General features: G+C 68.8%; 10 protein-coding genes and 1 tRNA gene. 6 read left to right on the top strand and 5 right to left on the bottom strand.

Features of this window, described 5'->3' with window-relative positions:
• Both FrCorBMG51_RS32065 and idi read left to right on the top strand, forming a co-directional pair.
• Window positions 1-331 (top strand): enoyl-CoA hydratase/isomerase family protein (locus FrCorBMG51_RS32065; protein ID WP_047224939.1); only part of this gene is annotated, 331 nt, incomplete at its 5' end.
• Between the two features lie 182 nt (window positions 332-513).
• Window positions 514-1,188 carry an isopentenyl-diphosphate Delta-isomerase gene (idi, locus tag FrCorBMG51_RS22050; RefSeq protein WP_047224930.1) on the top strand — a complete coding sequence of 225 codons (675 nt, stop codon included), beginning with the start codon at window positions 514-516 and terminating at the stop codon, window positions 1,186-1,188.
• A 108-nt stretch (window positions 1,189-1,296) separates the two neighbouring features.
• Here the strand turns inward: idi and FrCorBMG51_RS22045 are convergent, their stop codons facing one another.
• Window positions 1,297-1,890: a TetR/AcrR family transcriptional regulator gene (locus FrCorBMG51_RS22045; protein WP_047224929.1), complete on the bottom strand. Its 594-nt coding sequence runs from the start codon at window positions 1,888-1,890 to the stop codon at window positions 1,297-1,299.
• Between the two features lie 335 nt (window positions 1,891-2,225).
• Between FrCorBMG51_RS22045 and FrCorBMG51_RS22040 the strand changes: the two genes are divergently transcribed.
• A complete protein-coding gene (locus FrCorBMG51_RS22040; RefSeq protein ID WP_047224928.1) occupies window positions 2,226-4,475 on the top strand; it encodes an MMPL family transporter in 2,250 nt (749 codons plus the stop codon).
• Between the two features lie 16 nt (window positions 4,476-4,491).
• Here FrCorBMG51_RS22040 and FrCorBMG51_RS22035 read toward each other — a convergent pair whose 3' ends face one another.
• Complete coding sequence (locus FrCorBMG51_RS22035; RefSeq protein WP_052914939.1) at window positions 4,492-6,015, bottom strand: branched-chain amino acid ABC transporter substrate-binding protein; 1,524 nt, start codon at window positions 6,013-6,015, stop codon at window positions 4,492-4,494.
• 52 nt (window positions 6,016-6,067) lie between these two features.
• The gene (locus tag FrCorBMG51_RS22030; RefSeq protein ID WP_013873459.1) at window positions 6,068-6,682 is read right to left on the bottom strand and encodes an ANTAR domain-containing response regulator; all 615 of its coding nucleotides are present in this window, start codon (window positions 6,680-6,682) and stop codon (window positions 6,068-6,070) included.
• Window positions 6,683-6,855: 173 nt separating this feature from the next.
• On the opposite strand from FrCorBMG51_RS22030, the gene FrCorBMG51_RS22025 reads away from it, so the two are divergent.
• Window positions 6,856-6,928 (top strand) — tRNA-Leu (locus FrCorBMG51_RS22025).
• 426 nt (window positions 6,929-7,354) lie between these two features.
• Here the strand turns inward: FrCorBMG51_RS22025 and FrCorBMG51_RS22020 are convergent.
• Window positions 7,355-8,344, bottom strand: coding sequence for a recombinase family protein (locus FrCorBMG51_RS22020; protein ID WP_476742231.1), 990 nt, complete (start codon window positions 8,342-8,344; stop codon window positions 7,355-7,357).
• A 1,278-nt stretch (window positions 8,345-9,622) separates the two neighbouring features.
• Here FrCorBMG51_RS22020 and FrCorBMG51_RS22015 point away from each other — a divergent pair.
• Together FrCorBMG51_RS22015 and FrCorBMG51_RS22010 are read left to right on the top strand one after the other, a co-directional pair.
• Window positions 9,623-10,051, top strand: coding sequence for a hypothetical protein (locus tag FrCorBMG51_RS22015; protein ID WP_052914937.1), 429 nt, complete (start codon window positions 9,623-9,625; stop codon window positions 10,049-10,051).
• Window positions 10,052-10,309: 258 nt separating this feature from the next.
• Entirely contained in the window at window positions 10,310-11,188 is an 879-nt protein-coding gene (locus tag FrCorBMG51_RS22010; protein ID WP_047224927.1) for an EVE domain-containing protein, read from the top strand.
• Window positions 11,189-11,706: 518 nt separating this feature from the next.
• On the opposite strand, the gene FrCorBMG51_RS25780 is transcribed toward FrCorBMG51_RS22010, so the two are convergent.
• Window positions 11,707-15,417, bottom strand: a complete 3,711-nt coding sequence (locus FrCorBMG51_RS25780) for a WD40 domain-containing protein (protein ID WP_162233271.1) — start codon at window positions 15,415-15,417, stop codon at window positions 11,707-11,709.
• Window positions 15,418-15,674 lie beyond the last annotated feature (257 nt).

Genomic DNA, 15,674 nt, shown 5'->3' with positions numbered 1-15,674 from the left:
CGGCGGGCCGGCCGCGGCCGCGGCGAAGGAGATCGCAAAAAGATCGCCCACCGCGCTCAAGGTCACCCTGCGCGCGCTCCGGTCGGCCGCCGAACTGCCCAGCCTGGAGGCGGTGCTCGACCAGGAGTACCGGATCTCCAGCGCCTGCCTGCACTCGCACGACCTCGCCGAGGGCATCCGGGCCCAGGTCGTCGACAAGGACCGCAACCCCCGCTGGTCACCGGCGGCCCTGGCCGAGGTCAGCGACGACCTGGTCGCCAGCTTCTTCGCACCCCTGGGCGCCGGCGAACTCGGACTCGCCGCCGCTCCCGTCCATGGTGTGACGGCGTAGGACGACACTGCGTAGGACGGCACTGCTGCCGGCACGCACGGCGTCGGCGCGCACGGCGTCCCCACCGGCCGGTGCCCCGGCATGACGCCGGGGCACCGATTGCCACAGGGCAATGGCTCTCCGATTCAGGAAATCCGCTCCGACGCGAACGGCGGCCGGCGGGCACTGTTACCCTTGTTTCCATGAGCCATTCTCGACCGTATGCCCGGGCGTCATCGTCGCCGGATTCCCCCGGATCGGACGGGACGGCCGGCGCGGCGGCGGAACTCGTCGTTCTTCTCAGCCCGTCCGGGGAAGCGGTCGGAGTCACCCCGAAAGCCACCGTTCATGGCCCCCGAACACCGTTGCACCTGGCGTTCTCCTGCTATGTCTTCGATGCCGCCGACCGCATACTCGTCACCCGGCGCGCTCATGCGAAACGAACGTGGCCAGGGGTTCTGACCAACACCTGCTGCGGCCATCCGGCCCCTGGTGAGGATTTCCGGACGGCCGTCTCACGACGGCTGGCCGAAGAGCTGAACCTGCGCGTCCAGCGCATCGACCTGGCCCTACCGACGTTCCGCTACCGCTGCGTGATGACCGACGGCACCGTGGAGAACGAAATCTGCCCGGTGTTCTTCGCACAGGCGTCGGACGATTTCCGGATCAACCCGGAAGAGGTCGCCGAAGCATACTGGACGCCATGGTCGACATTCTCCGAGGACGTTCTGAACGGTTCTCTGGAGATATCACCGTGGTGCCGCCTGCAAATGGCACGACTGCGCCCGCTCGGGCCCTCGCCCCGGCACTGGCCGGTGGCACCGGACGAGGCGCTGCCTCCGGCCGCCCGACAGAATTCCAGAAACCACCGGGAATAAGCCGGGAAGGAATTCCGCGCCACCGCGGAAGCCGCTCCGCCCGTCCGCCCGCCACCTCCGTGCCAGGCTCCCCCACCGGCGGCACCGGGCGCCGGGCACTGGGCAGCCTCAGGGGGTGGCGGCCGACGGCCGACGGTGGCGGAGCAGACGCCGGGCGCAGCCGAGCATGTGGCCACGCAGCTCCTCGTCGCCGATGTCGGCGACCCGCGGGCCGAACCCGGCTTCGCCCAGCCCGGAGAGCAGAATGCTCGCGGCCACGATGGTGCCGGGGTCGGGATCAGGCCCCACGAGCAGCGCCATGATCCGGTTGCTCAGTTCGGGAAACGCCCCGTGTTCGCTCAGGACGTGCGCGACCGCAAGGTCGCCCTGTAGCACGGCGTAGAGGGACCGGTTACGGACGATCAGATCGATGATGCCGACCAGCACGGTCTCGACCTGGGCGGCGCGGGAACGCTTCCGCTCGGCCTCGCTCGCGATCACGGCGAGCTCCTCGATCGCCGGGTTGACCACCGCGAGGACGATGTCGTCCTTGGTCTTGTAGTGGTAGTAGACGGCAGCCTTGGTCACGCCGAGCGCATCCGCGATCATCTGTAGTGACGTCCCGCTGACGCCTCGCTCGGCAAAGAGGTCCAGGGCCGCCGCGAGCAGCTTCTTCCGCCCCGTCCCCTCTCGAGGGACCGCCGGTTCGAGCTGTGTCGCCACCGCCTTCGACCTCCTGTCCGTCTACCTGTCTACCCGTCTGGGCTGTGCCCTGGCGGCCCCGGTCGGCCCGGGCTGTCCGTCCGACTGCTCCCATCTGTACGAGCGATCTGGGTGCCGCCGCCAGCCATCATCCCGCGTGACAGGCCGGCATCGGCGCGTCCCGTGCTTTCGCTGATCTTAATGCTAGTCGAACGGCAGGTTGGTAACTAGCCGATCAGCTTGCCATTTCCTAGACGAACGGCTAGCTTCCTTTTTGACAATACCTGCCGATCGGCTAGCGACTCTGGCAAGCGGCACCCATCCGCAGTGCCCTACCGACCTGAGGAGAAGATCCGTTGGCCACCTACCTGTACCGGCTCGGACGCACGGCCTACCGCCGTCGACGGCTGGTCGTCGCCCTGTGGGTCGTCGTGCTGGCCCTCATCGGGGCCGGCGCGGCGACCCTGTCCGGCCCGACCTCCGAGACCTTCTCCATCCCGGGGACCGAATCCCAGAAGGCGGTCGACCTGCTGCGGGAACGCATGCCCGGCGCCGGCGCCGACGCGGCCACCGCGCGCGTGGTCTTCACCGCCACGGACGGTTCGCTCACCGAGGCGGCACGCAGACAGGCCGTCACCGCGGCCGTCCAGCGGATCACCAAGGCGCCACAGGTAGCCCAGGCCAGCGACCCGTTCATCCGGGGCGGCGTCTCCCAGGACGGGCGCACCGCCTATACGCAGGTCGCCTACAGCGTGCAGCCGGGCGAAGTCACCGACGAGGCCAGGGACGGCCTGTTCGCCGCCGCCGGGGCGGCCCGCGACGCCGGGATCGGTGTCGAGTTCGGCGGCACCGCGGTGGAGGGGGCACCCGAACAGAGCGCCACCGAGATCATCGGCCTGGTCGTGGCCGCCGTCGTGCTCGTCATCACCTTCGGCTCGCTGGTCGCGGCCGGCTTCCCCCTGCTCACCGCGCTACTGAGCGTGATGATCGGCATCGGCTGCATCCAGATCGCCACCGGGTTCATCAACGTCAGCTCCAGCACCCCGACGCTCGCCCTGATGCTCGGCCTGGCGGTCGGTGTCGACTACGCGCTGTTCATCACCTCCCGTTACCGGCACGAGCTCTCCCTGGGCTCCGACGGCGAGCAGGCGGCGGGCCGCGCGGTGGGCACCGCGGGCTCGGCGGTGGTGTTCGCCGGCCTGACCGTCGTCATCGCGCTGGCCGCGCTCTCGGTCGTGGGCATCCCGTTCCTGACGTCGATGGGGCTGGCCGCCGCCGGCACCGTCGCCGTCGCCGTCATCGTCGCGCTCACCCTGCTGCCCGCCCTGTTCGGCTTCGCCGGGCGGCGGCTGCTGGGCGGGCGCATCCCCGGGCTGCGTGCCCGCGACCCCGAGGGCGACGGCGGCGGCCCCACCGTGGGCCAGCGGTGGGCACGCCTGATCGTGCGGCGCCGCGCCATCGCCGTCGTCCTGTCCGTGCTGGCCCTGGGCCTGCTCGCCGTCCCCGCGGCCGATCTGCGCCTCGGCCTGCCCACCGACGCCACGGCCGCGCCGGACAGCACCCAGCGCAGGGCCTACGACCAGCTCACCACCGGGTTCGGGCCGGGTTTCAACGGCCCGCTGCTGCTCGTGGTGGACGGCTCGGCCAGCGCCGACCCGCGCGCGGCCGTCGGTGAGGTCTCCCGTACCGTCGCCGCGTTGCCCGGCGTGGCCGCGGTGACCACGCCGACGTTCAACCCCGCGGGCAACACCGCGACGCTGTCGGTGACCCCCACCTCCGGGCCGAGCGATGCCGCCACCGAGGACCTGGTGCACACCATCCGTGGCCAGGCGGCGGCGATCAGGGCCGCCACCGGCGCCAGCACCGCGATCACCGGTGAGACCGCGATCAACATCGATGTGTCCGAGAAGCTCTCCGACGCGCTCCTGCCCTACCTCGCGGTTGTCGTCGGGCTGGCGTTCGTGCTGCTCGTCCTGGTCTTCCGCAGCATCCTCGTGCCGTTGAAGGCGACCGCGGGCTTCCTGCTCAGCGTCGTCGCCACGTTCGGCGCGGTGGTGGCCGTGTTCCAGTGGGGCTGGCTGATGGACGTCCTCGGGGTCGCGACGACCGGCCCCATCGTCAGCATCCTGCCGATCTTCCTCATCGGTGTCCTGTTCGGCCTGGCCATGGACTACGAGGTCTTCCTGGTCACCCGGATGCGCGAGGAGTTCGTCCACGGCCTTGAACCGGACGACGCGGTGGTCACCGGCTTCCGGCACGGCGCCCGGGTCGTCACCGCGGCCGCGATCATCATGATCAGCGTGTTCGCCGGGTTCATCCTGTCCGATCAGGCGATCATCCAGTCGATCGGCTTCGCGCTCTCCTTCGGCGTGCTCGTGGACGCGTTCGTGGTGCGGATGACCCTGGTACCGGCGGTGATGTCCCTGGCGGGGCGGCACGCCTGGTGGCTGCCGGCATGGCTGAACAGGCTGCTGCCCGACATCGACGTCGAGGGCAAGCAGCTGATCGGCCCACCGGCCCTGCCCGAGCAGCGGGCCCACGCCACCGCAGCCGCCGGGGACCCCACCGCACCCCACGACATTTCCGCGACCGGCCACCACCCCTGACCGCGGCGGTCCGCGGCTACTCGGAGCGGTGAACCCACACGGGGACGAAGCGCTGCCTTCGGATCTCGTAGACGGTCACCACCGACGTCAGCGGGTCGCCCCAGGCGTCGAAGCCGACGTCGCCGGTGACACCGGGGAAGCGGCCCTGCCCGACCGCGGTGACGATCGCCGCCCTGGCGGCCTCGTCCACCGTGTCCCGGCCGGGCAGGACACCGGCCGCGGCCCGCAGCAGCGCCTGTGCCGCGTCGTAGGCGTAGGCGGCGACCGAGGGGATCACGTCGACGTCCGGCGCCGGGGACACGGCCGGCGAGGCCGACACGACGGCGTGACCGTCACCGTCAGCCTGGCCGTCACCAGCCGGACCGGCCGCCGCCGGGCTACCACCGGTCGAACCGCCACCAGCCGGAGCGCCGGTAGCCGGAGCGTCACGGCCCGACTCACCGCCGTGCGGCTCACCACTTCGCGGGTCGCCTCCCCCGGCGCTGTCGCTGTCGCTCTCCGCCGGCCAGCGGTCCAGGTAGGCGGCCGCGAACCGCCCGGCCGCCGGCAACGCGGACAGGGGCGCGCCGAGATCGGCGACCAGGTCCCCCTCGGCGGTGTCCCGCGCCTGCTCGGGGTAGTGAGGGTCGAACAGCCCGTCGGAGCCCAGGATGGACACGGCCGGGCCGTGCTCGGCCAGCTCCTCGCGCAGCTTCCCGGCGAAGGCCTGGCCGGTCGCCACGTACACCAGGTCCGGGGCTTCGATGCGAAGGTAGCGGGCCACCTGTTCGACCTCGGTCGTGTCGTCGGCGCTGCCGTCGACCCGGTGTGTCCCGGTGACGGCCGCGCCGAGCCGCGTGGCCTCGGTGGCGAACCGTTGCGCGAGCGAGGTACCAAAGTCCGGGCCGCCGTCGACCACCGCGATCCGCTGGCGGCCGATGACCCGCACGGCGAACTCGGCGGCGTCCCGGGCCGCGAGCACATCCGTCCCACTCAGCCGGAAATAGGTCCGGTACGGCCGGCCACGGGCCGCTGGCGAGGCCAACAGAGCCGACGAGGTGATGCCGGTCAGCTCGGGCTGGCTGTTGGACGGTGAGACCACCGCGATCCCGGCGGCGTCCAGGGTGGGCAGGGCGACCATCGCGACCGTGGAGCTCAGCGGCCCGACCACGCCGATCAGGCTCTGGTCGGCGGCGAGCGTCCCCGCGGCGCGGGCGCCGCCGTCCGGCCTGGACAGGTCGTCCTGGACGCTCAGCCGGACCTTCCAGCCCGGGATCGTGCCCTGGGCGTTCGCCTCGTCGACCGCGAGGCGAACGGCGTTACGCACGGCCGCACCCACGGGTGTGCGGTCCGCGGACAGCGGTGCGATCAGGCCGAGCGTGGCCGTCCTGGCCCGCGCGGCGGACGGGCCGTGAGCCGGCGGACCGCCCGCGAGTGCCACCGCGAGAACGGCCACGAGCGCCACGGTCACAGCGACCACAGCGGCGAGCACCCGGTGTAGCCACCGCCGCGGCCCGGTGACGAACAGCCGTCCGAGCACGGCCGTCAGCCGTCCGACCATGTTCTTCGTTCTTCGTTCCTCCGGTTCCGCCCGAGCAGGTTGCGGGCGGTGGTCACGCTCCGGGCAGGGCCTCACCGGGCAGCAGGTCACCGGCCAGCACGGCCTCGGCTACCGCCCGCATCGTGCGCCGCTGGTTCATCGACGTGCGCTGGATCCAGCGGAACGCGTCCGGCTCGGTCATGGCGTGCTCGGTCTGCAGGACCCCCTTCGCCCGTTCGATGATCTTGCGGGCTTCCAGGCGGCCCTGCAGGTCCTCGACCTCGGCCTCCAGGCTGACGATCTCGGTGAACCGGCTCATCGCCATCTCGATCGTCGGCAGCAGGTCCTTCTTCTGGAACGGCTTGACGACGTAGGCCATCGCCCCGGCGTCCCGGGCCCGCTCCACCAGGTCCCGCTGGCTGAACGCGGTCAGGATCACCACCGGCGCGATCCGCTCCTTGGCGATGTGCGCGCCGGCGTCGATCCCGTCCATCCGGGGCATCTTGACGTCGAGGATGACCAGATCGGGGCGCAGCTTGGTGGCGAGACTGACCGCCACCTCGCCGTCCCCGGCCTCACCGACCACCTCGTAGCCCTCCTCCTGGAGCATCTCCCTCAGATCAAGACGGATCAACGCCTCGTCCTCGGCGATCAGCACCCGGCGGGGGGTCGAGGATGGCTGGCTCATCGAGTCGGACTCCTGGGCTCGCAGGGCTAGGATCACACTGTTGACCCGCCGTGATGTGAGGCGGTCGGTCGATCCGCACCTTACCCGGCTACAGTCATGGAGGAAGCTCTACCTGCATATTGACCGGTTCGCCAGCAACTTCAAGACCCAGCGTCCACGAACCGTGGCTGCCGGCCCCTGTACTCCAACGGCAGAGAGACGGTGCTCAAACCACCGACAGTGTGGGTTCGAATCCCACCGGGGGCACGACAAGGAAGGGAAAACGCGCTCCCGCCATCTAGGCGATCTTCGCTGGGAACGTCAGCACGGATGATCGTGGAGTCCAGTGCCTGCGCGGTCTCGACGTCCAGCGTGATCTGCGCGGTCGCCCGCTCCGCCACCCTGTCATAGCGGATCTTCAACCGGAGTGCATCCAGCAACCGCCGCGCGGTCGCCTGAGGGAGATCCGCGACGTCCAACCGGCCCAACGGCACCCGCCCCAACAGGCCAAGATCGGGTGTGGCGGCGGCTACCGCGGCATCCCGGGCGTCGAGCTCGTCCAACGCCTCCTGAGCGGCCCGCTGTTGCACGTCCAGCTCCGCGATCCGCTGCTGCACACGGGAGAACACCGCCCCGCTCGGGTCATCCTGGGTTTCCAGCGTGGTCAGCAGCCGCCGCTGCCGGGCGCCAATATCATCCAGGGTGTGTTGCAACGCGGCCCGGCGGGCGACCCGATCGTCCGCCNNNNTGGGCGACCCGATCGTCCGCCGCTGTCACCGCCGCATGGTCGATCTCGGCGGTCAGCAGCGCGAGCCGATCCGGGCCAAGCAGCCGGGTGTTGAGGAAACCGTTGATCCCAGCGAGCAGGCGCCGTTCCGCCAGCAGAATCCCACCAGGATGCTCCGGGTAACGTTCGGCGAAGTCAGCGTGGTTCCGTGGGGCCTCGCAGACGTAGTACAGCAGCGCGTCCGGCCGGCCCCGCGCCGCCCGTGACTTCCCGACCATCCGCCGGCCGCACAACGCGCAGACCACCATCCCCCGCAGCAGATAGCTCCGCCTGGTCTGCGGATGCACGCTGTTGACGCCGTTACCCGACCGGCTGCCGAACCGCTCCACCCCCACCGCGGCCGCGGCCAGAAAGTCCGCCTGGCTGACCAGCGGGGGATGCACCGGCTCGGCCGACCACACCCACGCATCCGGAGGGTTGACCGCTCCCCCCTTCTTCGTCCCCCGCCGGTTCCACACCATGTAACCGGTGTACTTCGGGTTGACCAGAATCTCCCGCACCGACGACCGGCCCCACGCGTCCCGCCGCCGCCGCGGATCGATGTGCACCGGCGGCGGATACCGGTCGAGGTCGGCGTTGAGCCGGTCCGCGATCGCCGCGTACCCCAACCGCTCGGCGATCCGCCAGGCAAAGATCTGCTGGACCACCGGGCCACGGACCGGGTCGGGAACAAGCCGGTGCTTGGTCCGCCCCTCGGCCCGCCGCGCCGGCACCGGATGCGGGATCCTGTCCGGTAGATAGCCGTACGGCGGCCGTCCCACGTTCCAGCCCTGCGCGGTGTGCTCGCAGAACCCGTCCCAGGACTTCTCCAACGTCTCCAGCACATACCACTCGGCCACCCCCTGCTTGACCCGCCGCGTCAACACTGTGGTCGCCCGCAACCGCGACAACGTCATCGGCTCGTCCGCGGCCAGCAGCACCACCCCCGCCGGCTCCAGCTCGTGCTCCACCCGGGTGCCGTAGTAGGTACGCCGGGCCACCCGCTCGATCGACTCGCAGATCACCGCGTCGAACCGCCGCGACACCCCCTTCGCCTCCGCCAACAGATCCGCGATCCCACCATCCCGGGGAACGGGAATATCGAACAGCTCATGAGCCCGGCTGAACCCCCGAGCATCCAGATTCTTCCGGCCGGACTCCACATCATAAAAATGCGCGACGATCCGCGCCCCCGGCTGCAACGCCGCGGCAGCGTTGTGCAACTGGCGCGGCAGGGACAACGTCGGATCCTGCTGGTCCTTCGTGGACACCCGACCCAGGAACGCCACCCGCAGACCCGCCCAGCCCCGCACCGACGGCCTGGTCGACCGCGACCGCAACGACCCGAACGCCTCCGGCATCTGCGCCATCCCACGCTCCCCTCGCCGGAACCTGTCGAGGACAATTCTAGCCTTCGTCATCTTCCTCTCATCGCGCCCTGGAAAATGGATCCGATCCACCTGGCAGGGAATCAGATGTAACGGAAGATGATCGNCCCGCCGTTACGGCTCCGGCCTGGGCGGTTGTCGGCTGCTTGCGGCGCTCCCGGAAGCGGCCGCCGCCGCCCAGGCCGCCAGGGCCTCGCGAAGCGCCGCTGCACGCTCCGCCCGCAACGCCTGACCGGCCGGTCCATCAACAACCTCGACGGACCATCGCCACGACATCGGCTCGCCTGCTCGCCCTGCTGGCGTCGCCGGCTCGGAAGCGGCCGGTTCTGCTGCTTTCTTCCGGCATTCCCCACCAGGGTCGTCGGCGGCTCGGGTGCGTAGGAGGCCATCCTGGCCAGCCCCGATCGTGGTCACCGGCACTCACCAAGCAACCGCAGGCCACAACCTCGACTGGGAGAAAAAGTCACCATTCCATGGGATAGCCAGAAGACAGTTCAAGGCAACTACGAATATTCGCAAAGAATAACCAACATCGATGCCGTTACACGCTTCCGCATGCCACTCCCCACCAGGAAATACATCCAACTATCGAGAAATCCAAACATACAATGCGGAACATGAAAAGAATCACAGACCAGCTCGACTTCAAATGATCTCCCGCATTTCAACCGCACGCGCCTCATCGGCCGACGGAACTCACGACTACCCTGCCGAGTCTCCAGATGCAACAGCACCTCACAGCCCGCCCTCGACACCTGGCCCGCCAGCAGCCTCACACCACCGCGGCTGACCAGCACCCTCGACGCGATGATCGCCACCCAGAACGTTCCCGCTGGCCAGAACCAGGCCACGGAGCGGGCACGTCTGACCATCGCAGACTGCACAACCAAACTCACCCGCTACCGAGCCGCCCTCGACGCCGGCGCCGAGCCCGTCATCGCCACAAGCCGGATCATCCAGACCCAGGCCGACCGGGCAGCCGCCGAACGTCAACTCCATAAAGCCACCACAGACAGCGACCGGAGGATGAGCCGGGACGAGATCGCCGCCCTGGTCGAGGCCCTTGGTGACATACTGACTGCCCTTGCCGAGGCCGACCCGGCAGACAAGGCTGAGGTGTACCGCCAGCTCGGCCTTCGCCTGACCTACCAGCCCGCTATCCAGACGGTACGGGCCGAAGTGAAGATCAACCCACGTTACCGTGGGGTAATGGTCGGTGTCCGAGGGGGGACCTGACCCTTACGCCTACCCCGACAGCTGGACGAGCTGCCGATATGAACGCAAAGTCTGTTCTGTTCGGTAGCCCTCTGCAACCGTCAATGTGAGGAACCCGCGGGGATTCAGGGGCGACCCCGCGGCTGAGATCCACATAGGCGGCGGTGAGGCATCACCGCCGCCGACATCACCGAGCAATCTTGAGTGCCCGCGGGTTGTCGCTGTCAATGGCGAGCCCGGATCGGCATCCATCGCGACCATGCGATACCCTCCCAAATCATGATCGAAGCGGGGGCGGAAACAGCAGAGACCGGATCGGACGGGCGGCGGTACTGGATCTGGGTTACCGGGCCCGACTACTACCTGGATGAGAACGGCACCGATCGTCCAGAGCTCGACCCGACCTGGGGCTCCACCCCGGACGACTGGTGGACATGCCACAAAGAGACCCGCGAAGGGGACCTCATCCTGCTCTACCGGTCTCAGATCAAGAAAGACATCGCCTATCTAATTGAGGCCAGGTCAGACGCCTACGCGCTCCGCAACGGCGACGTGGCCGCGGACCTGGGGTGGGACGTCGCCTGTGACTATGAGGTGATCGAAAAGTTCCGCAGGCCGCTACAGCTCGCCGACATGCGAAGCGATCCGGTCCTGGCCGACTGGGGTCCGCTGCGGGCGAACCTCCGTCGCCGGGCCTATGAAATCCCCCGACCTATCTGGGATCACCTCCTCGGTCGTCTCAGCCCCGACCACACGGCGACGGACCGCCTCCGGGAAAAGGCCACGCAACGTCACCTTCTGGAATACGACATCGAGAACTACCTTGCCGGACACATGGAGCTCTTCTCGCGCTACGATCTGCATGTGGACCTTCACGCCCGGCAGTACGTTTGTTACAACGGTGGCCGCGCCGATCTTATCTGCTTCGAGCGCAGCAAGAAGCGCTTTATCGCGATAGAACTGAAGAAGGGGATGGTGGACCGCAACGCGGTCGGCCAGGTGTTCAGCTATCGAGCGAGTTTGGAGGACGAATTCACCTCCTATCGGCAGCCGCTCGGAATCCTGATCGGAGACAGTATCAAGAAAGAGGCCGCGGCCATGGTGAATCGGGACAGTCGGCTGTCGTTCATCCCGTTGGACGAGCTGCTGTCGAGCTGAAAGACTTCCACCGAGAATGACCTCCTCGGTAGGGCTGTTAGGGTAATCAGCTGCCGTGCGATGCACAACGCCCATTGCCGTAGATGATCCACGATGGTCGTGGTCGATCCGGCCCAACGGCGTCACGTCGCAGTGGCCGCAATGACCATCCGTTCGTCGTGGTCCGTTCCGCCAAGCGGCTCGGCAGGGTCCTCCGCCAGGAGCCGATCGCGGGTCGGCCTTCCCCGCCTCACACGGCGAGGTCTGCGAGGCACTGTTGCATCCGTCAGGACCGGCCGATCTTAACGATAAATCTTCCGGTGGAGACATCCTCCACGGTCGTTCCGGGGTGTCTGAAGCCTCCGTGATTCGCTCACATGAGCCCCGTCGACGAGAAGATCTGCGGTCAAGATCGCCAGCAATAGGCGAATGCAACAGTGCCTCGGCGGGTTCGTGGCGATCCAGGCGGCACGGCTGTCTGATGGGCTCACGCGGGGGCCAGCGTTCCAGTCCCTTTCACCCCCACCGCCGGGTCACCGTCATCGGAGGTACGAGAGGAGGTACAGGCCCGATCCGCCCGCAGCGCAGAGCCGGGCACCATCCGGATGCCAGGCCACCCCCAGCAGGGGGCCCGCGACCCGGAGCGCCGCCAGACACTCACCGGTCGCGACCTCCCACAACCTGATCGACTGGTCGTTGCCGACCGTGGCCACAACTTTACCGTCGGGAGAGAACGCGGCATTCCACACCCATGTCGAGTGGCCTCTCAGTACCGAACGTTCCACTCCGTCGGAGGTCCGCCACAGTTTGGCAGTGGTGTCGTCGCTCGTCGTGATGAGAAGCCTGTCGTCGGGAGAGAAGACACAGCTGGTTATCCAGTCGGCGTGTCCGGGGAGTGCGGTGGACTCGTCCCGGCGCAGATCCCACAGCTGCGCGTCCCCACGGTCGTTGGCAGTCGCGAGTAGTCGGCCGTCCGAGGAGAAGGCGCAGCAGGACATCCTGCCGGTTGGACCTGTGATGACGACATCCTGAACGCCGTCGGATACCCGCCACAGCCGCGCCGTCCCGTCGTCTCCCACGGTCGCGAGCAGTCGCCCGTCGGGCGAGAAAGAACATCCGCCCACCCGGCCGTTGTGGCCCCTCAGTACTGCCTGCTCGACACCGTCCGGCAGCCGCCACAACCGTGCCGTCCCGTCGTCTCCCGCCGTCGCCAGCAAACGGCCGTCCGGAGAGAATGCGCAGTCACGCACCCAGTCGTCGTGCCCCTCCAACGTCGTCTTTGCCATTGCCCCGGACAGGTGCCAGAGTCGGACCACCTGGTCCTGCCCGGCAAAGGCCAGCAGATCGCCGTCGGGGGAGAATTCACAGCAGGTCATCCGGCTGGTCTGGCCGACGAGAACCCGGATCTCGCCGCCGGACCGCACGTCCCACAGCCGGACGGTCTGGTCCTGGGCCGTCGTGGCAAGCAGCCTGCCGTCGGGTGAGAAGGCACAAGAGTAGACCAGGCCCTGGTGACCGACCGCGGTGGCGTACGTGTGGAGGCCGTCGCGAACGTGACAGAGAAGGACCGTGCCCCCTCGGCCGGCGGCAGCCAGCAGACTTCCGTCCGGGGAGAAACCGCAGCTTGAAACACCCGATCTGACAACGCTCCGCGCGTGCTCCGCCCAGGTGACGGTATCCCATAGAATAATTGTCTGGTCGTCACCGGCCGTGACGAGCAACGCGCCGTCGGGCGAGAAGGCGCAGGTCTGGACCTGGTCGATATGGCCGGTAAGTATCATCCGCTGGGCCCCGGTTGCGATGTCCCACAGCCGTACCGTCCGGTCGTCGCCGGCGGTAGCCAGCAGCGCACCGTCGGGCGAGAAGGCGCAGTCCTGAACATGGTCGGTGTGGCCGACGAGTGCCGTGCGCTGGATACCGGCAGCCGTCTCCCACAGCCGTACCGTCCCGTCGTCGGCCCCGGTGGCAAGAAGAGCACCGTCCGGCGAGAACGCACAGGTCCGGACCCAGTCAGGGTGGACCAGCACGGTCGTCTGGGTGAGGGTGGCGACATCCCACAGCCGCACCGTCCGGTCGTCGCCGGCGGTAGCCAACAGTGCACCGTCCGGCGAGAAGGCGCACGCCCAAATGCCGCCGGTGTGACCGGTGAGCCGTCCGTGCGGCGTGCAGCCGGGGAGCCGCCACAGCAGCACGGTGCGGTCGTCGCTGACCGTCGCGAGAAGAGTGCCGTCCGGGGAGAAGGCGCAGCCGTTGATCCCGCCGATGTGGCTGGTCGAAGGGGCCGGCCGGGCGGGATCTGGCCGGTCGGGCAGCGGCCACGCGGGTTCCAGGCGGGGCCGGGCCAACGTGGTTTGGTAGGCGTCAAGGACATCCTTCAGCGCCGGGACACCGTGGAGCCTGCTGGCCAGGGTCGCCCCGAGGGCCGCCGGCGGGTCGATCGGGCCCAGCAGCGACGCCGCCTGGGCAAGCAGGCTTCGCAGCAGGTTCGCGGTTGGTGTCTCGACCAGGTCTAGGTCCGCAACGGCCCCCACCACGGAGCCGAGCTGGCGGGTCTTGGCCTCCACCCAGCGGAGGTCACAGGCGAGGTCGGCCGCCGCGTCCCGCATTCCGGCTTCGCGAAGGTGATAAACGAGGAACCGCCACAGATAGCCGGCATCCGGGGACAGCCGCCACCAGGGTGTCGGCCCACCCGGATCGCTGGCGGGAAGGTGGCCGGCGGCAGCGGTCAAAAGGCGGCTGTGTACGGCGGCACGACCGTCGGCGTCCCGGCAGATCCGTAGGTAGGCGCGCATCACGTCATGCAGCACCAGCCGCGGCCCGGGCGGGTCAAACCGATACTCTGCGACCAGCCCCAGCTCGCTCAGTTCTTCGCACAACCCCTCCACCCGGCCGGTTGGCCACAGCAGCCGCAGCATCTCGACCGGGATGTCGATATCTTCAGGGAAGATCGCGAGGTCTAGATAAAGATCACGGTCCGGGGGGTCGAGCGAGGCCAGACTCGCCTCGACCGTGGCCGCGACTGCCCGACTGCGGTCCGCCGGGCGCGTTGGATCGAAGACCGTCGGCCCTTCCAGCGCAAGCCGGCGCGCGATCTCATGGGCGGCCACGTCAGGACGTTGTCCTCGCTCCGTCCTCCGCCGTAGGACTCCGTTGACGAGGTTCAGCAGCACGGGCCACCGACCGGCCACAGCGGCGAGTTGCCCGGCCGCCTCCGGATGCAGTCCCGGGATGCCGTCGGCGACGAGCGCGTCCGCCTGGTTCGGCGTCATGGCGTCAACGTAGATGCGCGGCCCATGCGACGGCAGAAGGCCGGGCACACGGGTGGTGACCAACCTGGTGCAGGCACGCCCGCCAAAGCGAAAAGGCCGCACCTGGCTCTGATCCCAGACATCGTCGACCACCAGCAACATCCGCCCTCGGTCATCGAGGAGTCGACCCAGCTCGGCGCCGGCGGCATCCGGGTCTGTCATCGCCGGCCGCTGGCCGCTCAGCGCGAAGGACAGGTCGTTGATCTTCTCCGCCAGGTCGGCGCCATGGATCTCCTGCCCGACTGTCACCCACAGGAGTCCGTCGGGATAGGTGCGACGGATCTCGGGCTGATGACACGCCCACGCGGCCAGCGTCGTCTTACCGAACCCGCCCGCGCCCGCCAGGCCGGTCGTCAGGCCCACCTCCCCGGCATTCGTTGTGGTAAGCGCCCCAATAAGCTGGTCGCCGAGCTCGGGCCTTTCCACCATCCGGTCCAACGGAGGGGCCATCCACGGCCCGTGCCGCGCGACTTCCGCCGCCCGGCTGGTGCGGATCAGGCTGGACAGTCCCTCCCCCACCCGCGCGGCCAGGTCGTCCGGGTTGCTCACCACCACGGTCACCCGCTCGTCCTGCAACCGCCGCCGGAACCGCTCCACCCGGCGACGGTCCACGTCCACCTGGGCGACCGGCACGGTGGCGGTCACATCATCCAGCAGGAACACCAGCCGCGGCATCCCCGCCTGCGCGGCGACATCGAACTCGAACTCGGTGTACGAGACGCCGTGGTTCGGCACCAGCGTGCCGTACCGGAAACCGACGATCACCAGGTAGACGTCGCACCCCCGCACCTCTGCCCGGCATACCTCGGCCGACATCTCGTCCCGGGCACCGAAGTCCGCCATGTCCACGGCGATGCCACCGGCTCGGCGGACTGCCGTGCAGGCCGCATCGACAAATGTCCGGCCCGGTGGGAAGGCGGCCAACTCGGATGTGTGACTCACGAATACTCGAACCGGAACCCCCGTCATGGCACGAAACTAGCGCCATCGAGTCCGGCATGTCCGACGCTCATGGCGGTGTCTCGCCTCCTGCTCGGTCGGGACTGTTGCGTTGGTTAGATCCGCCGTCCTGGCATCTGGCCAGGCATGATCGAACGATGCGTCGACGGCTCGTCCATCCGCCAGTTCCCGTCTCGGAGTTCACCGGGTTCCGGTTCCCACCCGAGGGGAAGCGTGTTAGGGCGTGTATCGAAAGCGCC

Origin of the sequence: Protofrankia coriariae, from assembly GCF_001017755.1 — a bacterium.
In the GTDB taxonomy this organism is placed as follows: domain Bacteria; phylum Actinomycetota; class Actinomycetes; order Frankiales; family Frankiaceae; genus Protofrankia; species Protofrankia coriariae.
This window is presented reverse-complemented; position numbering and strand designations above follow the sequence as displayed.

What these genes read in the sequence shown, in the direction of transcription:
- idi (WP_047224930.1), top strand. Translation starts at nt 514, where the DNA reads ATGAGCCATTCTCGACCGTATGCCCGGGCGTCATCGTCGCCGGATTCC.
- FrCorBMG51_RS22015 (WP_052914937.1), top strand. Translation starts at nt 9,623, where the DNA reads ATGATCGCCACCCAGAACGTTCCCGCTGGCCAGAACCAGGCCACGGAG.
- FrCorBMG51_RS22010 (WP_047224927.1), top strand. Translation starts at nt 10,310, where the DNA reads ATGATCGAAGCGGGGGCGGAAACAGCAGAGACCGGATCGGACGGGCGG.
- FrCorBMG51_RS22030 (WP_013873459.1), bottom strand. Translation starts at nt 6,682, where the DNA reads ATGAGCCAGCCATCCTCGACCCCCCGCCGGGTGCTGATCGCCGAGGAC.
- FrCorBMG51_RS22035 (WP_052914939.1), bottom strand. Translation starts at nt 6,015, where the DNA reads ATGGTCGGACGGCTGACGGCCGTGCTCGGACGGCTGTTCGTCACCGGG.